At 62.0% G+C, this 21,301-nt stretch carries 17 protein-coding genes; 7 read left to right on the forward strand and 10 right to left on the reverse strand.

The genetic code is table 11. The features are described from left to right. Nucleotides 1-48: 48 nt before the first annotated feature. The 6 genes from AC0L15_RS21020 to AC0L15_RS21045 form a co-directional block, all read right to left on the reverse strand. On the reverse strand, nucleotides 49-1,302 hold the full coding sequence (locus AC0L15_RS21020) for a calcium-binding protein (protein ID WP_473496924.1): 1,254 nt from the start codon (nucleotides 1,300-1,302) through the stop codon (nucleotides 49-51). Nucleotides 1,303-1,762: 460 nt separating this feature from the next. Beyond that, complete coding sequence (locus AC0L15_RS21025; protein ID WP_473496926.1) at nucleotides 1,763-2,587, reverse strand: 5'-3' exonuclease; 825 nt, start codon at nucleotides 2,585-2,587, stop codon at nucleotides 1,763-1,765. A gap of 65 nt (nucleotides 2,588-2,652) precedes the next feature. Further along, on the reverse strand, nucleotides 2,653-3,852 hold the full coding sequence (locus AC0L15_RS21030; protein ID WP_287249848.1) for a mandelate racemase/muconate lactonizing enzyme family protein: 1,200 nt from the start codon (nucleotides 3,850-3,852) through the stop codon (nucleotides 2,653-2,655). Between the two features lie 17 nt (nucleotides 3,853-3,869). Beyond that, a complete protein-coding gene (locus AC0L15_RS21035; protein ID WP_419694141.1) occupies nucleotides 3,870-5,231 on the reverse strand; it encodes a mandelate racemase/muconate lactonizing enzyme family protein in 1,362 nt (453 codons plus the stop codon). A 61-nt stretch (nucleotides 5,232-5,292) separates the two neighbouring features. Continuing rightward, a complete protein-coding gene (locus tag AC0L15_RS21040; protein WP_287249846.1) occupies nucleotides 5,293-6,459 on the reverse strand; it encodes a mandelate racemase/muconate lactonizing enzyme family protein in 1,167 nt (388 codons plus the stop codon). A 59-nt stretch (nucleotides 6,460-6,518) separates the two neighbouring features. Continuing rightward, nucleotides 6,519-7,226 carry a GntR family transcriptional regulator gene (locus AC0L15_RS21045; RefSeq protein ID WP_027151244.1) on the reverse strand — a complete coding sequence of 236 codons (708 nt, stop codon included), beginning with the start codon at nucleotides 7,224-7,226 and terminating at the stop codon, nucleotides 6,519-6,521. 211 nt (nucleotides 7,227-7,437) lie between these two features. On the opposite strand from AC0L15_RS21045, the gene AC0L15_RS21050 reads away from it, so the two are divergent. The 6 genes from AC0L15_RS21050 to AC0L15_RS21075 all read left to right on the forward strand — a co-directional run bounded on the left by AC0L15_RS21050 (nucleotide 7,438) and on the right by AC0L15_RS21075 (nucleotide 13,920). Next, nucleotides 7,438-8,913 carry an ABC transporter substrate-binding protein gene (locus AC0L15_RS21050; protein ID WP_128173382.1) on the forward strand — a complete coding sequence of 492 codons (1,476 nt, stop codon included), beginning with the start codon at nucleotides 7,438-7,440 and terminating at the stop codon, nucleotides 8,911-8,913. 66 nt (nucleotides 8,914-8,979) lie between these two features. After that, nucleotides 8,980-9,939: a carbohydrate ABC transporter permease gene (locus tag AC0L15_RS21055; RefSeq protein ID WP_287249845.1), complete on the forward strand. Its 960-nt coding sequence runs from the start codon at nucleotides 8,980-8,982 to the stop codon at nucleotides 9,937-9,939. After that, the gene (locus AC0L15_RS21060; protein ID WP_473496929.1) at nucleotides 9,936-10,826 is read left to right on the forward strand and encodes a carbohydrate ABC transporter permease; all 891 of its coding nucleotides are present in this window, start codon (nucleotides 9,936-9,938) and stop codon (nucleotides 10,824-10,826) included. Before AC0L15_RS21055 ends, AC0L15_RS21060 begins: the two co-directional genes overlap by 4 nt. A gap of 10 nt (nucleotides 10,827-10,836) precedes the next feature. Beyond that, nucleotides 10,837-11,934 (forward strand): ABC transporter ATP-binding protein, encoded by a 1,098-nt coding sequence (locus tag AC0L15_RS21065; RefSeq protein ID WP_128173384.1) that lies wholly within the window; start codon nucleotides 10,837-10,839, stop codon nucleotides 11,932-11,934. Nucleotides 11,935-11,983: 49 nt separating this feature from the next. Continuing rightward, on the forward strand, nucleotides 11,984-13,147 hold the full coding sequence (locus tag AC0L15_RS21070; protein ID WP_287249841.1) for a mandelate racemase/muconate lactonizing enzyme family protein: 1,164 nt from the start codon (nucleotides 11,984-11,986) through the stop codon (nucleotides 13,145-13,147). Between the two features lie 23 nt (nucleotides 13,148-13,170). Next, a complete protein-coding gene (locus tag AC0L15_RS21075) occupies nucleotides 13,171-13,920 on the forward strand; it encodes a ribonuclease activity regulator RraA (RefSeq protein ID WP_128180958.1) in 750 nt (249 codons plus the stop codon). A 57-nt stretch (nucleotides 13,921-13,977) separates the two neighbouring features. Here AC0L15_RS21075 and fdhF read toward each other — a convergent pair whose 3' ends face one another. The 4 genes from fdhF to AC0L15_RS21095 all read right to left on the reverse strand — a co-directional run bounded on the left by fdhF (nucleotide 13,978) and on the right by AC0L15_RS21095 (nucleotide 20,273). Beyond that, nucleotides 13,978-16,767, reverse strand: coding sequence for a formate dehydrogenase subunit alpha (fdhF, locus tag AC0L15_RS21080; protein ID WP_287249840.1), 2,790 nt, complete (start codon nucleotides 16,765-16,767; stop codon nucleotides 13,978-13,980). A gap of 1 nt (nucleotide 16,768) precedes the next feature. Then, nucleotides 16,769-18,442, reverse strand: coding sequence for an NADH-ubiquinone oxidoreductase-F iron-sulfur binding region domain-containing protein (locus AC0L15_RS21085; protein WP_287249838.1), 1,674 nt, complete (start codon nucleotides 18,440-18,442; stop codon nucleotides 16,769-16,771). A gap of 207 nt (nucleotides 18,443-18,649) precedes the next feature. Next, nucleotides 18,650-18,889 (reverse strand): sulfurtransferase TusA family protein, encoded by a 240-nt coding sequence (locus AC0L15_RS21090; RefSeq protein WP_031254334.1) that lies wholly within the window; start codon nucleotides 18,887-18,889, stop codon nucleotides 18,650-18,652. Nucleotides 18,890-19,016: 127 nt separating this feature from the next. Next, nucleotides 19,017-20,273 carry a molybdopterin molybdotransferase MoeA gene (locus AC0L15_RS21095; RefSeq protein WP_287249837.1) on the reverse strand — a complete coding sequence of 419 codons (1,257 nt, stop codon included), beginning with the start codon at nucleotides 20,271-20,273 and terminating at the stop codon, nucleotides 19,017-19,019. Nucleotides 20,274-20,454: 181 nt separating this feature from the next. Between AC0L15_RS21095 and AC0L15_RS21100 the strand changes: the two genes are divergently transcribed. Continuing rightward, nucleotides 20,455-21,301, forward strand: an 847-nt coding sequence (locus AC0L15_RS21100) for a formate dehydrogenase accessory sulfurtransferase FdhD (protein WP_473496932.1), incomplete at its 3' end; no start/stop codon positions are given.

The raw sequence follows: 21,301 nt of genomic DNA on the forward strand, positions 1-21,301 counted from the left end.
AAATCCCATGGTGACCACCAAAAACACTTGGTCGTCCGATTTTATGTTTTATTTCTTTTGTTTGTGCGCCGCCAAATTTGCTACAAACAAAACCAACCCCCCCCCCCCCCCCCCCCCCCGCGGGGGGGGGCGGGCGCCGCCATTGAGGATGTCGTCGCCAGCACCACCTCGCATGTCGTCGGAGCCGGCGCCGCCGTCGAGGACGTCGTCGCCGGTGTCACCGCGGACGCCGTCTGCGCCCTCACCACCGCTGATCGCGTCATTGCCAGCGCCGCCCTTCAGCCAATCAGTGCCCGCGCCTCCAATGATGTCGTCCGCGCCCGCGCCGCCGAACAGCTGGTCGTGGCCGGCACCGCCGTCGAGCGTATCGTTGAACGCGGTGCCGCTGATGCGGTCGCCCCCGCCCAGCGCGGCGACGAGCACGGCATGATCATGGCTTGCGTAGCTCGCGATGTTTTTGGCGTCGGTCAGGGTAATGGATTCGGCCGGCGGAGTGACTGTGATCGTAATCGTCGCCACATTGCTGTGGCCCTGGCCGTCCGTAGCGTAAACCGTAAAGCTGTCGGTGCCGATGAACCCTGCCTCCGGTGTGTAGTCGAACAGGTTTCCACTCAGAAAATCCGCATGATAGTGCAGGGTCGTGCCATAATGACCCTGGTGAAACGGGTAGTGGTTACCGTCGAAACTCGTCTCCTGCTCCAGGGTGCCGCTGTCCGGCCCGTCCAAGACGATAAAGTTCAAGAGATCGTAGTCGGCATCTGTCGCGCTGAACTTGACGTCGTCGAGAGATTGCGCCTGCGAAATCGACAAGTCCAGGTCGGCAACGGTGGGCGCGTGATTGACGAAGGTGTCGGGCTGAAGCTCGCCCCCTTTCAAGATGATCTGGTGCTGACCGTATTGGGTGTTTTCGCCGCCGAAATATTCGTTCGCCCCGATCCATGTCACCGTGAGGTCGTCGGGGCTGTCGGCGCTGATCGAGACGATCCGGACCGACTGGAAGGCCGCCTGGTCGGACACGGTGCGGAGAAAATTGCCTTCGTTGTCGAAGACCTGCGTTTCCACTGTCGTCCAGGTTTCGGTCCTGCCCTCGTGGGTGAAGCTGGTGATGGTGAAGAAGCCATCGAAGACATCGACCGAAGCTAGTTCGATCCCACCGAAAGGGAAATCAGGCTTTGCGCCTATCGGTCCGATTACGTCGCCGTCTGTTTCCGTAATGCTGAAAAGGACCGAGTCAGGACTCGGATTGGGATTCTCGGGTTCGTTCCATACGATGAGTTCGCTGCCATTGCTTAAGGTCGGCATCCTGTCTCTTCCTTGCCTTTGCCTGGACGTGCTGCGGATGGCCCCAATTCCAACGGTAACATGTTACGCGAGACGGATCGGTGACAAACCCAACCGCCTTTCGCCTTCTACGAATGTGGTTAATTCGGTGATCATGCCGAACTGTCTGATTGGATTCGGCAATGGGCCGACGCTGGTGAAATCCAGTCGGCGATGCGGCGAGCCGACGAGGTGCGGTCGTGCTGGGCATCAGGCACTGCGGACCCGAAGCGATCTCTGCTCCAAAGGATCATTCGCAGGATCACCCTCAACTCGTCTCGCCCGTTCGGCCCGACCTTCCGCTTGCGAACCGGACGGCCTATCTCGACTCGCTCGTTGGACGCGGCGACCGGCCCTGGCGGCAGCATCTCATGCGCTATTTCTCGTAGGAGGGCAAAGCGTTGGTTTCGCGCCGAACGACACTTAACGTCGCCTCCCGAAGTCAGCAACGGCGAGCCTTGAGCGCACGGGTGAGGAGCCGGGCGTCATTTAGCTGGGTAGCGCAGATTTCGAACGCTTTGGTCGGCCCGTGCCAGCGCAGCTCCTCGACATTATCGAAGAGGCGAGCGTCGGTGCGCAGCGTCGCGAGATTTTTGAACAAAAGCGCGATCTCTCTCCGCTTGCCGAGGGTTTCGGGCGAAAAGCTTTCAAGCGGGCCGTAGCGGCCAAGCAGCCGGGCGGCCGAGACCAGGCCGATGCCTTCGAGACCCGGGTAGCCATCGGCGGCATCACCCACGAGCGCGAGGAAATCTGGGATCAAGGCCGGCTCAACTCCGAACTTCTCGCGCACGCCGGCGGCATCGCGAATTTTCTGGGTCCTGCGGTCTACCTGGACCACATGGTCACCGCGCACACACTGCGCGAGATCCTTGTCCGGCGTCCAGATGCACACCTTCTGCACGCCCTCATCGGCAGCCGCGCTGTGTGCCGCGGATGCCAGCGCGTCGTCGCCTTCCAGCTCGATCATCGGCCAGACCGCCACGCCCATCGCCGCCAGGGCGTCCTCGAGGGGGTGGAACTGCGCGAGCAATGCCGGCTCGATGCCATCCCCGGTCTTGTAGCCGGGCCAGAGCTGATTTCTGAACGATTCGATTACATGATCGGTGGCCACCCCAATATGTGTGGCGCCGTTCTCGATCATCTCCAGCACTGTATTCAGCACGCCGACGACGGCGCCAAACGGCTTGTCCTGGCCATTGTTGAACCGGCGTTGGCCATAGAAGTGGCGAAACAGTTCGTATGTGCCGTCTACCAAATGAACGATCATCGCAATCCTTAGGGAAACAACATCCGGCCCGGTCTGCCATACCGATAGTGGCATCCAGGGATGGTTCAGTCGAAGAAGCCCGCATCCTCTTCCCTGAGATACTTTCGGGCTGCTTCGGCGTCGAGATCGAGGCCCAGCCCCGGCGCATCTAGCAGATCCACCATGCTGTCCGTCACGATCTGCGACGGCAGGCCGATTACGAGGTCCTCCCACCAAGGGTCGGAGGCGCTCGGATATTCGAAGGCGATGTAGTTGGCGGGCAAGGTGGCGCAGACATTGATCAACGCGCCGAGGCCAAGCAGGCCGTTCGCCGTGCCGTGCGGCGCCATCAGGATCGAGTGCATATGGGCGTGCTCGGCGACCCATTTGAGCTCGGCAATGCCGCCGATATCGGCAGGATCGGGGCCGATGACGCGCACCGCCTGCGTCTCGATCAGTTCCTTGAAATTGTGCCTGAGGTAAATCTGCTCGCCGGTATGGATTGGCGTCGAGGTCGAGGTGGTCAGCTCCCGATAGGCCTGCGGATTGACCCACGGCACATAGTCGCCAGTCAGCATGTCCTCGAGCCACATCAAATTGTATTTTTCGACCGCGCGAGCGAACTTGATCGCATCGGGCAGCATCCAGCCCGGGCCGCAGTCGAGCGCCAGGCTTACCTTGTCGCCCAGCACTTCCTTCATCGCGATCACGCAGTCGAGCATGTGATTGAAACCACGCTCGCTGATCACACCCTGATCCATGGCACCGTGATAGCCGGCCTGCTTCTGCGTCACGCCGTAATGGAAGCCCTCAATGGTGTCCTTCATGTTGGAGTGGAACGAGATTCCCTGCTTGATCATGAAGAAGTTCTGCGGCTGCTCCATCATCCATTTGACGTCAGCGGCGTAATCCTCCGGCCGGTCGCCCGTGCGTTTCCTGCGGATCGAGCCGTTGTAGACGCGCACTTGGTCGCGCACCTTGCCGCCGAGCAGTTTGTAGGCCGGCACGCCTGCGGCCTTGCCGGAAATGTCCCACAACGCATGCTCGATAGCGCTTACCGCCGCGCCATAGGGCTTGAAAGAACCGCGTTGGCGGATCTTCAGCATCACCCGTTCGACGTCGGTCGGGTCCTCGCCGATCAGCGCCTCGCGAAAATGCAGGACCCAGGGCTTGAGATAGGGCTTGGTGTACTCGACCTCGCCCAGGCCATAGAGGCCCTCGTCGGTAACGACGCGAACGATGGGATGCTTGCCGATGACGGCACAGCGGAGGTCGGTGATCTTCATCTTCGGTTCCTTTCGCCTCAGCTCCAGGTGCGATCCCAGGAATATTCGTTGTCCCAGTGATCCGTGGGCTGCCAGATGCCGGTGACGCCTGGCTGCAGGTGCTGCGAGATCACCTCGTCGACGACGTCGTCAATCCCCAGGCCCGGCTTGTCGGGAACAGTGATAAAGCCGTCCTTCACGAGCGGCCTGGCAACGCCGGTGACGATATCGTCCCACCAGTCGACATCGGCAGAGTGGTATTCGAGCGCCACGAAGTTTTCGGTCGCAGTCGCGACATGTGCCGCGGCCATTGCCGCGATCGGGCTTTCTGCCATATGGATGGCCATTGCGACGCCGTGGTCCTGCGCCATGTCGCCGATCTTCTTCGTTTCGAGGATGCCCCCGCTGGTGAGCAGGTCTGGGTGGATAATGGAGAGGCCGCCGCTCTTGAGCAGAGGCTCGAAGCCCTCCTTGAGATAAATGTCCTCGCCGGTGCAGATCGGCACCGTGGTGGCGTCCTGCAGTTGTCGGTACTGCTCGGTGTACTGCCATGGGATCACATCCTCGAGCCAGGCCGGCACATATTTTTCAATCCGCCTGGCGAGGCGAATACCGTTCTGCAGCGAGATGTGGCCGACGTGGTCGATAGCGAGCGGAATATCCATGCCGATAACCTCGCGAACCTCGGCAATGTACTGCTCAAGCAAGTCGAGGCCCTTGTCGGAAAAGTGGAGGCCGGTAAACGGGTGGGGGACGTTGTGCAAATCGTAGGCGGCGTTGCGGGCGCGCCGCTCTTCAAGGGACTTGACCTGGCCGCGGCCGGGCTGGACGCGATACCCATCAAGAGAGCCGGCAGGAGACACGACCGCACCGGGGACATCGGCGATCTGCATCAATCCCAGATCCATCTTGAGGAACGTGAAGCCGAGCGCCATGCGCTGCTTGAGGCGCTTGCCGGTCTCGGTGCCGCTCGGCACAGTGGCGTCGGTATCGCAATAGAGGCGCACCTTCTCTCGAAACCGGCCGCCGAGCATCTGGTAGATGGGCACGCCATAGGCCTTGCCGGCGAGATCCCACAACGCGATTTCGACCGCCGAGACGCCGCCGCCTTGCCGGCCGTGCCCGCCGAACTGCTTGATCCGGCGAAACAGGCGATCGATGTTGCAGGGATTCTCGCCAAGCAGCCGGCTCTTCAGCATCAGCGCATAGGTGGCGCTGGCGCCGTCGCGCACCTCGCCAAGTCCGACGATGCCCTGGTTGGTGTAAATCTTGAGCAGGGTCGAGGTGAACGGCGCGCCGACGATTTCGGCTACCCGCATGTCGGTGATGCGAAGCTGGGATGGCTTGGAGTTTGCGTTCACCCGATTGAGCGCCTCGTCGGCGCCACCCATCTTTGCCATGACTTATCCTCGTTCTGGTGGGTGGGGCTGGTCGTCGCCCGCACGCCGGCATGGAGCGTCGCTAGCCCAGCTCAATCTCATGGGCCTGCAGGTAGTCACGGTCCATCTCAATACCGAGACCAGGCCTCGACGTCAGCTTGAGGCTGCCGTTCGAGACGTCGAGCGGTCTGTCGATGAGGTGATCGTATTTGCCCAGGTTCCACTCCGACGTTTCGAGCCTGTAGAAGTTAGGAACGGTCATCATCACCTGCGCTCCCGCAACCACGTTGATCGGTCCCGCGGCGTCATGCGGCGAGACCGGGATGTAGTAGGCTTCGCCTAGGGCAGAAATCTTCTTGAGTTCGGTAATGCCGCCGGTCCAGGTGACGTCCGGCATGATGTAGTCAGCGAGCTTGTTCTCGAGTACCGGCACGAAATCCCACTTCGTGTGGCCGCGCTCGCCCCACGCGATGGCGGCACTGACCTTCTCACGCACCTGCCTGAGGGCGTTGAGGCTCTCGGGCGGGCAAGGCTCCTCGAACCAGTCGATCTGGCCGGCTTCCTCGAGGCTCCGACAGAGGCGAATGGCGGTGGGAACGTCGAAGCGGCCATGCGCGTCTATGAGAATGTCGACGTCAGGCCCCGCCGTTTCGCGGATCAGCGCCGTGAGTTCGGCGGCTTCGCGCTCGTCCTTGCGGGTCATGCTGCCATCGAGGTACCCGTCCCGCTGTTCGCGGGACAGGCCATCGGCGCTGTGGCCCTGGTGGGGGAAAGGATCAAACTTGAGCGCAGTGTGTCCGGACTCGACGATGTCCAGAATTTCGCGGACCACAGCCTCCTTGCTGATGAATCTGGCCTGGTTGGGATGGGTGTAGAGCGCGATTTCGTCGCGTACCGGTCCGCCCAGCAGCTCGTAAATCGGCTTGCCGAGGACTTTGCCGCGGATATCCCAGAGGGCTATATCGATGGCGCTCACACATTCGACGGCGGCGCCGCGGCTGCCCATATAGGTGAAGCTGCGGAAAATCTTGTGCCAGAGATACTCGATACGCGCTGGATCCTCGCCTGTCACGGCGACGCCGATCTGCCGCAGGATCGTGCAGAGAGCGCGGTTGGCGAGCCTTGTCGTGGTGGTGATCTCTCCCCAGCCACTCACCCCCTCGCTGGTCGTCACTTCGACGAACAGGAACTCTCCCCAATAAGAAGCATCGGACTTGATCAGCCACGGCCGAATGCTCGCGATTTTCATCTCAATCCCTTTATCTGAAATGCTTAGGGCTAACGGTGTTCGAGACTGGACCTTCGTTCCTATCCGGCCCGAGCGGCGTTGCGCGCACGCATCTGTTCGAGGATATGCCGGCCGGAACCCTCGACATGGCGGGAAACGAGTTCGGCCGCCTTGTCGGCTTCTCCCGCTTTCACGTGCGCGATGAGTTCGCGGTGCTCGCGAATGATCGCGGCACGACGCGCCAGCGTGAAATTGAAACGCCGGCTCACGGCTCGCAGCACTTCGCGATGCTTCCACCAAAGTTCAGCGGCATGGCGGTTATAGTGCCGCTGGTACATCACGGTGTGGAAGGCGGTATCCAGTTCACTGTGCCTGAAGGTGTCGGCAAAGTTGTTCTCTTCAATCAGGCCTTGGAGACGTTCGAGTTCGGCGATGTCCTCGCCGGTCGCCATGTTCACAAACCATCGCGTCAGGGCCGGCTCGATCAGAACACCGATTTCATAGATATCCCGGACAAAATCCTGATCTATGGGTCGCACGCGCGCCCCGCGGTTGGGGAGAAAGGTGACAAAACCCTCCCCGCGCAAGAGCTGCAGGGCCTCGCGCACGGGGTTTGTCGAGGTGCCGTGACGCCGGGCGAGATCGGTGACCACGAGCCGTTCGTTGGCGGCGAGCCGTCCCTCGATGATGTCTTCCCTGATCAGTTCATAAAGCGAGGCGCCCTCGCTGGAGGCCATGGGGTCAGTCTCCACCGGTGGCATGGCTTTAAAATCATCTATTTCGGCCAAGACCGGCTCCCCTGATCAACACATACCCTGCCCGATATCACACACGGTTTTCACAAACAATGTACGATCCAGCGCGTTGACAGGCAATCCACGATCTGAAAACGTACAAAATGATCGAAGGGATACATAGAACAGAAAGCGTCCCGCGGTCGAACGAGCTAGACCGCTTTGCCTCGGCGCAGGGCGGCATGGAGAACCAGGGAGGATACCTATGACGAGGATTACGCTCGGCAGTGCGGTCCTGCGCGGCACTGTCGCCACTGCTTTGATGGCATCGCTGACGTCGACATCGGCGCTGGGAGCGCCCGTCGACCTCAGCAAGTGGTCGCCGGAATATGTGCGCTCCATTGCGGGCACAGAGGATTTTGACACCGCGGCCGATTGCGCCAAGGTCACCCCGCTCGACTACAAGGGGCGACTGACTTTCTGGTATCAGGGCGTGTTCGAGGGCGACCCCGACCTTTTGCGCCAGTACTACAAGGATTTCTTCGAGACCTTCCGCAAGACCTATCCGAACATCCAGCTCGAGGAACAAGCCCTCACCTATAACGACCTTCTTGACAAGTTCCGTACGGCGCTCCTGGGCAATGCCGCGCCGATGGCGGTCCGCCTGCAAATCCTGGGTGGTACCGAGTTCGCCTCAAAAGGCTATCTGGAGCCGCTCAAACCCGAGGATGTCGGGTATTCCACCGAGGACTTCTGGCCCGGCGCCATGAAGGCTGTGACCTGGGAGGGAGTGACCTACGGCATTCCAACCAACAACGAGACGATGGCGTTCATCTGGAACGCCGACATCTTCAAGCGTGCGGGCCTCGATCCGGACAAGGCTCCGGCAACCTGGGACGACGTCGTCAAGTATTCCAAGCAGATCCACGACAAGCTCGGCATTGCCGGTTACGGCCTCGTGGCTCGCAAGAATGCCGGCAATACGCCGTACCGCTTCATGCCGCAGCTGTGGGCTCATGGCGGCGGCGTCTTCGACGAAGCCACCGCGAACCCGACCTATGAGGAGGTCAGGCTCGATAGCCCGCAGAGCAAGGCCGCCCTGCAAGCCTCGTACGACATGTATGTTCGCGACAAGTCGGTTCCGGTTTCGGCGCTCACCAACCAGCAGGCCGATAACCAGCCCCTGTTCCTCGCCGGCCAGCTCGGCATGATGATCTCGCATCCGTCCGACTACGACGTCATGCTCGACCTGCAGAAGAAGGCGACGGGCGCCGACAAGGACAAGGCGCAGACCGTCATCGACAACATGCGCTACGGCCTGATTCCCACTGGCCCCGACGGCAAGCGCGCAGTCGTGTTCGGCGGCTCGAACATTCACATCCTGAAGCCCGAATATGTCGAGGGCGGCAAGGTCGACGAGCCGGCCGCAAAGGCTATCATCTGCATGTGGACGAGCCCTGAATGGTCGCTGAAGATGGCCTACGCCGGCTCGAATCCGGGCAACCTCAACGGCTTCAAGACCAAATGGATGAAGGAACGTCTGGACAACATCAAGTTCCTCGATGTGACGACCTCGATGCTGCCATACGGCATCCCGTTCCCAGCGCTGCCGCAGGCCCCGGAGATCATGAACATCATCGTCCCGGACATGCTGCAAAATGCCCTGACTGGAGCGATGACCGTCGACGAGGCAGCGGACGACGCGGCCAGGAAGGTAAGAGACCTGATGGGCGGACTCTAGTCCAGGCCTGACCGGCTGCACCGAGAGTGCAGCCGGTTCGTTCAGAAGAAATAAGGGCGCGCCACAGTGACGATCGTGACCGGCAAGGCCGAGGCTCGCCAAAGATTGCAATCCGGCAGGTCCGGCGTGCTACGCCAGATATGGGAGCATCGCGCCGACTACGCGTACGTGCTCCCTGCGATCGCCGTGATGCTCATCGTCATCGCCTATCCGATCTACTACACGATCGAGCTGTCGTTCTTCAAGACGCCGCCTGGCCTGCAGCTTCGCGACAAGACCTTCATCGGTTTCGACAACTACACGACCATCCTCACCAGCGAGGTGTTCTGGAGAGTCACCTGGAACACTCTGATCTGGACGCTGGGCTCGACCTTGATTGCCTTTGTCCTGGGGTTTGCCACCGCGCTGGCACTCCACCGCGAGTTTGTCGGCCGCGGTGTTCTGCGCGCAATCCTGATCATTCCCTGGGTCATCAGCGCGGTCGCCGCCTCCTATATCTGGAAGTGGATCTATCATTCGGACTTCGGGATCATCGGTGCGGTGCTGGTCGGCCTCGGATTGGCCGACCGACCGCCGAATTTCATCGACAGCGTCAACACGGTTCTGCCTTCCCTGATCGTCGTCAATATCTGGCGCGAGTTTCCGTTTGCCATGATCATGATGATGGCCGGCCTGCAGACCGTGCCCGAGCAGTTGCTGCGCGCCGCGCAGGTCGACGGTGCCAGCGCCTGGCAGCGCTTCTGGCACGTCACCTTCCCGCACTTGCGCAACGTCTCGACGGTGACGATCCTGCTGCTCGCGGTGGCCAACTTCAATTCCTTCATCATCCCCTGGATCATGACCGGCGGCGGGCCGTCCAACGCATCGCATATCTGGATCACCCACATTTATGAGCTCGCCTTCGGCCGGCAGCGCTGGGGCGTGGCATCTGCCTATTCGGTGCTCCTGTTCCTCACCCTGATGACGCTCGGCTACTTCTACGTCCGTGCGCTAAGCGGTAACGAGCGGCAGGAGGGGAGCGCATGAGCACGACTGCCGAGACCGCCCCGCAAGCCCTGAGCCGTCGCCGGATGCGCGTCGACGGATGGCGGTGGACCGGGCGCATCTTCCTCACGTTCATGCTGCTCTACACCGCGGTGCCGATGATCTGGATGCTGATCACCTCGATCAAGTCGGGGTTCGCGGCGTTGCAGTTCCCGCCGCAATGGTGGCCGGACGAACCTACCCTCGCCAGCTACGAGAAGCTGCTCGATCCCCAGAACAGCGTCGGCCAGGACTTCCTCCGCTTCTTCTGGAACAGCCTTTTCGTGTCGACCGTCACGACAATCCTCTCGGTGATCGTCGCCGTCCCTGCGGCCTACGCGTTTTCGCGCTTCAGCGTCCCCGGCCGGAACTTCCTGTTCTTTGCCGTGCTGCTGCGCAACATGTTCCCGGCGGTGATCTTTCTCGTGCCGCTGTTCATCCTGATGCGCCTGCTCGGGTTGATGAACACGCATGGCTCGCTGATTCTCACCTATCTCACCTTCGGCCTGCCGCTGGCGATCTGGTTGCTCAAGGGCTTTTACGACAACATTCCGGTGCAGCTCGAGCAGGCGGCGCGCATCGATGGAGCAACGCGGTTCCAGGCCTTCATCTTGATTGTGATGCCGCTCTCGACGCCGGGGATCATCGCCACCGCGATCTATTCGTTCATCGGCGCGTGGAACGAGTACATCTACGCCTACACCTTCCTCACCAAGAACGACCAGTTGACACTGCCCGTCGGCATCCAGCGCTTCTTCTCGGAAAATACGACGGACTTTCCGGGCCTGATGGCGGCCAGTTTCATGATGAGCGTGCCCGTCGTCGTGCTGTTCCTCGTCCTGCAACGATACTTCGTACGCGCCCTTACAGAAGGCGCGGTCAAGCACTAGGGAGTTGCCGATGGCCCACGTGGTCCTCAAAGATCTCGTCAAGTCCTATGGCAGCTTCAAAGCTGTCAACGACGTGTCGCTGACGGTCAATGACGGCGAGTTCGTTGCGCTCGTCGGCCCTTCAGGCTGCGGCAAGACAACCACGCTCAATCTCGTCGCGGGGCTGATCCCGATGACATCGGGCGACATCGTCATCGGCGACCGGGTGGTCAACGACCTCGACCCCAAGGACCGGGACATCGCCATGGTGTTCCAGAACTACGCGCTCTATCCGCAGAAATCGGTTTACAAGAACCTGGCGTTCCCGCTGCAGATGCGCAAACTGCCCAGGGACGAGATCGACAAGAAGGTCAAGGAAGCGGCGCGAGTGCTCGACATGACGCACCTGCTCGAGCGCAAGCCGCGCGAACTTTCGGGCGGGCAGCAGCAGCGGGTGGCCCTGGGCCGTGCGCTTGTCCGCGACCCCGCCGTGTTCCTGATGGACGAGCCGCTCTCTAACCTCGACGCCAAACTGCGCGTGCAGATGCGGTCTGAGATCAAGCGCTTCCACCAAGACCTCAAGGCGACGATCATCTATGTGACGCACGACCAGCTCGAAGCCGTGACCATGGCCGACAAGATGGCGGTGATGAACGGCGGCTACCTGCAGCAATACGATTCACCGGCGCAGGTCTTTGCCCATCCGGTCAACATGTTCGTCGCCAGCTTCATAGGCAGTCCGGCGATGAGCCTTATTCCGCTGCAGGCATCGACGGCAAACGGCAACTCTGTGTTGACCAGCGCGGAGGGTTGGAGCTTCGAGCTCTCGCCGCGCAACGCCCGGAAGGTCGCAAGGGCAACGACCAGGAAAGTCGTGCTCGGCGCACGTCACTCGACGATCAAGCTGCGCAACAGCGCGGTCCCCGGTGCCATTCCGGCCAAGGCTTACACGGTGGAGCCGACCGGGGACGTCACCTTCGTGCAGGCGTTCCTGTCCGGCGCCATCGTCAACGTCAGCGTGCCGCCGAACATTGCCGTCGCCCCCGATGAACAGATCTGGCTCGAGTTCGACCAGGAGCGGATGCATCTGTTCGACGGCGAAACCGAAATGGCCCTCAAGGCCAACTGAGACAGGGCGCCAACTGAAACAGGGCGGATGCGTTTGGAACGTGGCGTGGATGACTACGAAGCTTAAAATCACCGCGATCAAGCCCTATCCAGTGTGGGTAGGAACGCGCAACCAGATGCTCGTCAAGGTCGAGACCGACCAGGGCATCTTCGGCTGGGGCGAGAGCGGCTTGAGTGGTCGCGAGAAGGCGGTGGCCGGCGCGGTCGAGCACTATCGCGAGTTTCTCATCGGCCGCGACCCAATGCAGATCGGCCGGATCTGGCAGGAGCTTTATCGCAGCCAGTACTTCGAAGGCGGACGTGTTCTGCAGGCGGCGATTTCCGCCATCGACATCGCCCTTCACGACATCAAGGGCAAGGCGCTGGGAGTGCCGGTCTACGAGCTGCTAGGCGGCAAGCAGCGCCACCGCATCCCCACCTTCGCCTCGACCGGAGACGAGGCCGAAGGTGACGCTGCCATCGAACGAGCCCGCGAGCTGCGCGCACAGGGGTGGCAGGCGATCCGCTTCTTCCCCGCCGGGCAAAACAGCAGGGACATCTTCGAGCCGCGCGAGTCGATCGGCGCTACCGCCAGTATCCTCAACAGGGCGCGCGAGGCGCTGGGCGATGACGCCGTCCTCGGCATCGACTATCATCATCGGCTGTCGGTGGCCGAGGCGGCGAGCTTCTGCAACAAGCTCGGCCGCGGCGTGCTTGATTTCCTGGAGGAGCCGATACGGGACGAGACACCGGGTGCCTACGAATCGCTGCGTACGATGACCGACATCCCCTTTGCCATCGGCGAGGAGTTTTCCAGCAAGTGGCAGTTCCTGCCCTACATCGAGCGCGGCATTCATCAGTTCAACCGGCTCGATGTTTGCAATGTCGGCGGGCTTACCGAGGCGATGAAAGTCGCTGGCTGGAGCGAGGCGCACTATGTGGACCTGATGCCGCACAATCCCCTTGGTCCGGTGTGCACGGCCGCGACCGTGCATCTCGCTGCCGCGGTACCCAACTTCGCGTGGCTCGAGACCAGGGAACCCGAAACAAAGCTGGGCTTCGACAATTCCGACTTCTTCCCCGTGCAACCACGGCTTGACGGGACCGACTATCCGGTCGGCGACCTGCCGGGGCTCGGCGTCGAGGTCAACGAGGAGGCGATCCAGGCGGCGAGCTTTCGTTTTTGGGAAGCGCCTCACCTTAAGCGCCGCGACGGTTCTGTTACGAACTGGTAGTTGCCTTTTAACCGGAGTCCATCATGACACATGCTCCCGACATCACGCGGCCGCCAAAAGACCTGATCGACGCGCTGAGGGGGATCGGCGCCGCGACGGTTGCCGGCACGCTTGGCCACATGGGTTTTCGCAATCCGCACATGGTCGGACCGGTGGCGCAGAACCACGGCAAGTCGATCGTCGGGCCGGCGCTGACGCTGCAGTTCATGCCACAGCGGCCGGACCTGTTCACCGAGGGAGAATATGCCGATCCGGAGACGCAGCTGCATCGGCACGTGCTTTATCACGCGCAGGCGGGCGATGTGGTCGTGGTCGACGCGCGCGGCGACATGAGCTCGGGCGTCTTCGGCGATATGATGTCGACGTATTTCAAAGGCAGGGGCGGCGCCGGCATCGTCATCGATGGATGCATGCGCGACCGGCCCAATGTTGAAAAGCTCGATCTGCCTCTATGGCTGCGCGGCTGGACGCCGAATTATCACGTGCAGACCAGCATCTATCCCAATGCCGTCAACGTTCCGATTGCCTGCGGCGGTGTCACGGTGATCCCCGGCGACATCATCGTCGCCGACGACGACGGGGTGGTGGTGCTTCCCGTCGCAATGGCCGCAAAGGTGATCGAAGAATCACAGAAGCATCACGATTGGGAGGAATTCTCGCGAGTGAAGCTGATGGAGGGCGGGCCGTTGCAACGCTACTATCCGCTGCATGACGATGCCCGCGGGGAGTACGAGGAGTGGCGCAAGACAAACCGCTTGGGGAACCCCCGTTAGCGCGTGGATTACCCCGTGCGGCAGCGGGCAACCGTTCGCAGATGGCGCGGTACTGGTTTATTCGGCAGCTTCGGCCTTCGCCGCCGGCGCAATTCGCGCGGCGCAGTATTTGAACTCCGGGATCTTGCCGTAGGGGTCCAGCATCGGGTTGGTGAGCGCGTTGGCCGGACTTTCGTTGAAGCAGAACGGCATGAACACCATGCCGTCGGCGACCTCCCGGTCGGCGCGGAGGATGGCGTCTACCGTCCCGCGCCGGGTCTCGACCGCAATCATCTCTCCTTGGCGCAGGCCGTGCCGCTTGATCTCATAAGGGTTCATCGCAGCGATGCCTTGTGGCTCGATCGCGTCCAGCACGCCCGCCCGGCGGGTCATGGAGCCGGTGTGCCAATGCTCAAGCAGGCGGCCGGTGGTGAGCACCAGTGGAAACTCTTCATCGGGCACTTCGTCAGGCGGCAGCAAATCGGCCGGCACGATGCGGCCGCGTCCGTCCGCAGTCGGGAATCCGGACGAGAAGATGATCTCGTTGCCAGGCTTGTCGGGACCGTCGGCCGGATAAATAACCGATCCCTCGCGTTCGATGCGGTCCCAGGAGATATGTTTCAAGGACGGCATCACGGCCGCCATTTCCGCATAAACATCCGAGACATGGCCGTAATTCCAGTCCAGACCGATGCGCCTCGCCAGTTCGACAATCAGTTCCCAATCCTGGCGCGCTTCGCCCGGCATGTCGAGCGCCGGCCGGCCGATCTGCACCTGCCGGTTGGTGTTGGTGTATGTGCCGAGCTTTTCGGCATGCGCCGAGGCCGGCAGCACCACATCGGCGTGCCAGGCGGTCTCGGTCAGGAAGATGTCCTGCACTACGAGATGGTCGAGCATGGCCAGTGCTTGCCGGGCATGGGTTTGGTCCGGATCGGACATGGCCGGGTTCTCGCCCAGTATGTACATGCCCTTGATTTCGCCGTCATGGATGGCGTCGATGATTTCGACGACCGTCAGGCCCCGTTTCGGGTCCAGCGTCTGACCCCAAAAGTTCTCGTATGCGCCGCGGATGTCGATGTTCTCGACCGATTTATAGTCGGGGAAATACATCGGGATGAGCCCGGCATCGGATGCGCCCTGCACGTTGTTCTGGCCGCGCAGTGGGTGCAGGCCTGTTCCCGGCCGGCCGACATGTCCGGTGATCAGCGCCAGAGCGATAAGGCAGCGCGCATTATCGGTTCCGTGTGTGTGCTGGGAAATCCCCATGCCCCAAAAGATGATCGACCGCTCGGCGGTCGCGTAGGTGCGGGCGACGTCGCGCAGCACGCTCGCCTCGATGCCGCAGACCTCGGCCATCGCCTCGGGCGAAAAATCCTTCACCTTGGCCTTCAGGGCCTCGAATCCGGAAGCGTTGGCCTGGATATATTGCTCGTCGTAGAGCTTTTCCTCGACGATGACGTGGATCAACGCGTTCAGCATGGCGACGTCGCTGCCAGCCTTGAATCGCAGCGAATGCGACGCATGGCGCATCAGGTCCTGGCCGCGCGGGTCCATGACGATCAGCTTGGCGCCGCGCTTGGCCGCCTGCTTGAAATAGGTCGCGGCGACCGGATGGTTGGTGGTCGGCCGTGCGCCGATAACGATGATGCATTCGGCCTTCAGCGCGTCGTTGAAGGGCGCCGAAACCGCACCCGAACCGACGCCTTCCATCAGCGCCGCCACCGAAGATGCGTGGCAAAGCCGCGTGCAATGGTCGACATTGTTGGTGCCAAAACCCTGGCGCACCAGTTTTTGGAACAGATAGGCCTCTTCGTTGGAGCCTTTCGCCGAACCGAAACCGGCCAGCGCCTGCCCGCCATAATCCCTGAGGATCGTCTTCAGGCCGCCGGCGGCGCGCGCAAGCGCCTCTTCCCAGGTAGCCTCGCGAAAAACGGTCAGCGGATCGACGCCGCGCATATCGGCATCGCCCGACTTCGGCGCATCGTCGCGCCGGATCAGCGGCTTGGTCAGGCGTTCAGGCGACATCGCATAGTCGAAGCCGAAACGACCCTTGACGCAGAGCCGGTTCTCGTTGGCATAGCCATTGCGGCCATCGACCTGGACTATTCTGTTGTCCTTGACCGCAACGCTGGTCTGGCAACCGACGCCACAGAACGGGCACAGCGTGTCGACGACCTTGTCGAATTCCTGGATGACCCGGGTCTTGCCTGCCTCATCCATCAGCGACTTTTCGTAGAGCGCGCCGGTCGGGCAGGCCTGCACGCATTCACCGCAGGTGACACAGGTCGACAGGCCCATCGGATCGTGCATGTCGAAGACGGGAAGCGAGTGATTGCCGCGCTCGGCCATGCCGATCACATCGTTGACCTGGACTTCGCGGCAGGCCCGGACACAGGCGCCGCAAGTGATGCAGGAATCGAGATTGACGGCAATGGCGGGATTCGTGATGTCGAATTCTGGCCGAACATCATCCGTGGCGAATTTCGAGCTGTAGCGACCGCCGGAAATGCCCATCGAACCAGCCCACTGCCAGAACATCGACTGCTGATCCGGACCGTCGGCCGCCGGCCGCATGTTGCTGGCGAGCAGCTCGAACACCATCTGGCGCGATTTCGTAGCCCGTTCGGTATTCGTCTTCACCACCATTCCGGCGGAAGGCTTGCGGATGCAGGAGGCGGCAAGCACCCGTTCGCCCTCGACATCAACCATGCAGGCGCGGCAATTGCCGTCTGGCCGATAGCCGGGCATGTCGACATGGCACAGATGCGGGATCCTGGTGCCTTCGCGCTTTGCAACGTCCCAGATCGTCTCGTCGTCAGCGGCTGTGACCGTTTTGCCGTCGAGGGTGAATATGACGCCATCTGCCATTTCAAAGATCATCCCTAAAATGCGTCAAAAGGTGATTGACCGGATTGGGCGCCGCCTGGCCGAGACCGCAGATGGAGGAATCGCGCATCACTGTTTCAAGGTCGCGCATCGCCGTCTCATTCGGCACGCCCTTCTCTTTCAAGAGCGTTACCAGCTTTTCGGTTCCTTCCCGGCACGGCGTGCATTTCCCGCAACTCTCATGTTTGAAGAAATTCATGAGATTGAGGGTCACATCCCTGATGTTGTCGGCTTGCGAAAGCACGACCACCGCATGTGAGCCGACAAAGGCGCCCTGTTTGGCGAGTTCGCCGCCGAAATCGAGTTCAATGTCGCCCATCGACGCCGGAAGGATGCCGCCCGAGGCTCCACCTGGCAGATAGGCCTTGAATTCATGCCCGTCTGCCATGCCGTCGCAATAATCCTCGATCAGTTCGCGCACGGTGACGCCGGCCGGGGCCAGCTTGACGCCCGGCTCCTTCACATGTCCGGAAACCGACCAGGAGCGAATTCCCTGATGGCCGGGCTTGCCCTGCGCGGCGAACCAATCGGGTCCCTTCTCGACGATGTCGCGAATCCACCACAGCGTCTCGACATTGTGGTTGAGTGTCGGGCGTCCGAAAAGTCCGACTTCGGCAATATAGGGAGGCCGGTGACGGGGCATGCCGCGCTTGCCCTCGATGCTTTCCAGCATCGCGCTTTCCTCGCCGCAAATATAGGCGCCGGCGCCGCGCCGCAGGTCGATGAAACCGGGCTTGACGATGCCGGCTGCCTCGAGCGCCGCGATCTCGGCGCGCAAAATGGCGAGCACGGCCGGGTATTCGTCGCGCATGTAGAAATAGATGCGCTCGGCCTCGACCGCGTGGGCGGCGATCAGCGCGCCTTCGAAGGTGCGGTGCGGATCCTTTTCAAGATAGATGCGGTCCTTGAAAGTGCCAGGTTCGCCTTCGTCGCCATTGATCGACATCAGCCGCGGCCCTGGATAGCCACGCACGAAGCTCCATTTCTTGCCGGCCGGAAAGCCGGCGCCGCCGAGACCGCGCAGACCGGCGTGCTCCATGGTGTCGATGATGGCGTCAATGCCGGTCTCGCCCGCCTTCACCTTCCGGAAAAGCTGATAGCCGCCAGCGGCCCGATAGGCATCAAGGCCAACATAATCGGGCACGACAACCTTCGTATCGCCCGAGCGAGCCAGATCGATGAGGATATGGCTGCTGGCTTGGTCGACCTCACGGTCGCCAATGCGCGCCGCGGGCGCTGCGGCGCAGCGGCCCATGCAGGGCGCACGGATGACGCGGACTGTGTTTGGGTCGGCCTTGGCGGCCAGTTCGCCAATCAGGTGTTCGGCGCCCGCCAGCATGCAGCTTATCGATTCGCACACCCGGATTGTCAGCGGCGCGGGTCTCGCCTCGCCTTCCCTGACGATATCGAAATGGTCGTAGAAGGTCGCGACCTCGTAAACCTCCACCTGGGACAGGCGCATGTCTTCGGCAAGCGCGCGCAGATGCGCGGCCGACAGACAACCGTAGCGGTCCTGGATCAGATGCAGGAATTCGATCAACAGATCCCGGCGCCGTTCGCGATGGCCAAGAAGTTCCCGGACCTCGGCCAGGGCAACATCATCCAGCGCCCGCCCTTTGGGTCCGCGATCGGGAGATCGCCGTTGCTGCATTGTCATCCTCTCTCCTCCCGGACCCTTCGTCTGAGGAAGGCGGCTCCCGCCACCAATGTGGTTGTGAGCTCCCTCAGCCCGGCGCACCTTGGATCAAGGACTTGGCACACAAATCGACTTGGCAGACAAGTTGAACCAAATGCCGGTTTGACAATTTTAGCATGGCCGGGGCGCCGCGACAGAACTGATCTGCGCCCTGATTTGTCGCACGGCCTATACCGGGGCAGCTTGCGCCTTCTCGATCAAGAAAACGATGTGGTCTCCCTGCCGTTGCATCGCCTCCAGGCGGTCGCCCATTTCGTTGATCAGATTGGGAATGTCTATGGCTGCCAGCGGATCGGTGCAACGGACCTCAAGGCGCTCGCCTGGGCTTATGCCGCTGAGCGCCTTGCGGGTTTTCAGCGCCGGCAAGGGACATTTCAATCCCGTCAGATCGAGCTGTCTCGTCGTCATGGTGGCGCACCATGGCGGACCGCTTACCGGTCGTCAACGGTCGCCAACCCAGGGTATACTGCAGTTGAGAGCGGCCAGGCGTCGCACCGCATTTTGTACTGCATGCCCACCGGCTCGACGGCGTTCGTCAATACAGGTCCGAATAGGCAAGGAACTGAACGGTCTGGCCCGGCTCGACCTCGGCTATTTCCTCGCCGAGTTCGACAAGGCCGTGCGTTTGAACCAAAGAAGACAGCATGCCAGCGCCCTCGCGCGGGAATTTGACGGCTTCATATGTGCCATCCTGCGTCCCACGCAGGCTTACCCGCACATATTCGCGTCGCCCCGGCTTTTTGCGGTAGGAGAAGGCGGCCCGCACCGGCCGCGAAATTGGTGGCTGCTGCCGTGCGCCGGCCAGTGCAAAGATCGCGGCGCGCGCAATATGGGCGAATGTGACGAAGCTTGCCACCGGATTGCCGGGCAGCCCAATGAAGGCTGTTCCCCGGATCACCCCCATGGCCACTGGGCGGCCGGGTTTTATGGCCACCCGCCAGAAGACCAGGGTGCCCACACTCTCGACGGCGGCCTTGACGCAGTCGGCCTCCCCGGTCGAGACCCCGCCGGACGCCAGGATCAGGTCCTGTCCTGGCGCAGCCTTGCTCAGCACATCCGCGATCAGCCTGCTGTCGTCGATCAGAATGCCCAAATCGGTGGTCTCGCAGCCCAATCTTGCCAGCATGGCCATCAGCATGAAGCGGTTCGAATCGAAAAGCTGGGCCGGTCCCCGGACCTTTCCCGGCGCGACGATCTCGTTGCCGGTCGAGAAGATCGCGACGCGAACTTTGCGCCGCACATCGATCTGCGTCATGCCGAGCGCCGCGGCGAGCGCAACATCCTGCGGGCGCATGCGCTGGCCGGCCTGCAGGACCACCTTGCCTGCTGCGACGTCCTCGCCCGCCGGCCGCACGTTGGCTCCTCTTTTCAGGCCGGGCGGAAGAATGACCCTGCCGGTATCGTCGACACGGACATCTTCCTGCATGTAGACCGTGTCTGCCCCCTCCGGCAGCGGAGCGCCGGTGAAGATGCGTATGGCTTGTCCGGGCGCGGCGTGCCGATCCGGCGCCATCCCAGCCTGGATCCTGCCGCTCACCGGCAAGGCTTTTTCAACGGTTCCCGGCAGGTCGTCGCCGCGCAGTGCATAGCCGTCGACGGCTGAGTTGGTGAAAGGCGGCAGGGGCAGCGGCGCCGCCAGATCACTCGCCAGGACGCGCCCATCGGCAATCGCCAGCTGGACGGTTTCGGTCTCGTCGACAACGGTCAGCCGTGAAGCAATCAGTGCGGCTGTATCATCGAGCGATCGCATCGGGCCGCCGAAAGCGAAGCAGTCATCTGAAAGTTGCGCCATCGAGCCTTCAGCCTCTATGGATCTGGCCGAGCCGGCAGCTCGGCGCCATCCGGCAAGCCCAGTCTGCGCCTGTGCGCGCTTTTGTGGACCGGCATCGGTTTGAACAGGCTATATAGTGCAGGTCAAGCCGGAGGTAACGCGTCCACTCCGGCGAGCGGGATTGCAATTTCAAGAGAGCGCCATGCAACAGATGAAAACCCGACCAGACCCCGCCATCATCATGCCGAGCCCGGATGACATCCGATTGACCGAACAGGTCAGCGGCATCGATCATACGGGCGCCGCTATTCAAATCCGCGTCCCCGTTGAACGCCCGCTGACGCTCTATCTGAATGCCCAGGAGATCGTCACGATGATGACGATCGGCGACTATCCCGAATATCTGGCGCTGGGCTACCTGCTCAATCAGAACATGCTCAAATCTGACGACGTCGTAACCGAGGTCGAATATGACGACGACGTGCAGGTCGTGGTCGTCCGTACCGAGCGCAACACAAATTACGAGCAGAAGCTTAGAAAACGGACGCAGACTTCAGGCTGCGCGCAGGGGACCGCTTTCGGCGATCTTCTCGAGGCGCTCGATATCACTCTGCCGCCAGCCGCGCTGCACACCTCCTGGCTTTACCAAATGACCCGCACGATCAACACGACGCCGTCGCTCTATCTTGAAGCGGGCGCGATTCATGGCTGCGTGCTTTGCAAGGAAGGCACGCCGATCTGCTACATGGAGGACGTCGGGCGCCACAACGCCGTCGACAAGATCGCCGGCTGGATGTATCGCCACGGCATCGATGCCGCTGACAAGATCCTTTACACGACGGGCAGGCTGACGTCGGAAATGACGATCAAGACGGTTCGAATGGGCATTCCGATCCTCGTCTCGCGCTCGGGTTTCACCGCCTGGGGAGTAGATCTGGCGCGGGGGGGCGGCCGGCGCCGGGGGGGGGGGGGGGGCGGCCGCCGGGGGGGGGGGGGGGGGGGCGGGGGCCGCCGGGGGGGGGGGCGCGGGCGCCCAGGCGGGGGCCCGG

The sequence above is a fragment of the Mesorhizobium sp. WSM4846 genome, from assembly GCF_055811415.1.

Bases quoted from the DNA above. Each gene is read 5' to 3' on its own strand.
- AC0L15_RS21070 (WP_287249841.1), top strand. From the start codon at position 11,984: ATGACTACGAAGCTTAAAATCACCGCGATCAAGCCCTATCCAGTGTGG.
- AC0L15_RS21040 (WP_287249846.1), bottom strand. From the start codon at position 6,459: ATGAAAATCGCGAGCATTCGGCCGTGGCTGATCAAGTCCGATGCTTCT.
- AC0L15_RS21095 (WP_287249837.1), bottom strand. From the start codon at position 20,273: ATGGCGCAACTTTCAGATGACTGCTTCGCTTTCGGCGGCCCGATGCGA.
- AC0L15_RS21090 (WP_031254334.1), bottom strand. From the start codon at position 18,889: ATGACGACGAGACAGCTCGATCTGACGGGATTGAAATGTCCCTTGCCG.
- fdhF (WP_287249840.1), bottom strand. From the start codon at position 16,767: ATGGCAGATGGCGTCATATTCACCCTCGACGGCAAAACGGTCACAGCC.
- AC0L15_RS21035 (WP_419694141.1), bottom strand. From the start codon at position 5,231: ATGGCAAAGATGGGTGGCGCCGACGAGGCGCTCAATCGGGTGAACGCA.
- AC0L15_RS21050 (WP_128173382.1), top strand. From the start codon at position 7,438: ATGACGAGGATTACGCTCGGCAGTGCGGTCCTGCGCGGCACTGTCGCC.
- AC0L15_RS21020 (WP_473496924.1), bottom strand. From the start codon at position 1,302: ATGCCGACCTTAAGCAATGGCAGCGAACTCATCGTATGGAACGAACCC.
- AC0L15_RS21025 (WP_473496926.1), bottom strand. From the start codon at position 2,587: ATGATCGTTCATTTGGTAGACGGCACATACGAACTGTTTCGCCACTTC.
- AC0L15_RS21075 (WP_128180958.1), top strand. From the start codon at position 13,171: ATGACACATGCTCCCGACATCACGCGGCCGCCAAAAGACCTGATCGAC.
- AC0L15_RS21085 (WP_287249838.1), bottom strand. From the start codon at position 18,442: ATGACAATGCAGCAACGGCGATCTCCCGATCGCGGACCCAAAGGGCGG.
- AC0L15_RS21030 (WP_287249848.1), bottom strand. From the start codon at position 3,852: ATGAAGATCACCGACCTCCGCTGTGCCGTCATCGGCAAGCATCCCATC.
- AC0L15_RS21065 (WP_128173384.1), top strand. From the start codon at position 10,837: ATGGCCCACGTGGTCCTCAAAGATCTCGTCAAGTCCTATGGCAGCTTC.
- AC0L15_RS21060 (WP_473496929.1), top strand. From the start codon at position 9,936: ATGAGCACGACTGCCGAGACCGCCCCGCAAGCCCTGAGCCGTCGCCGG.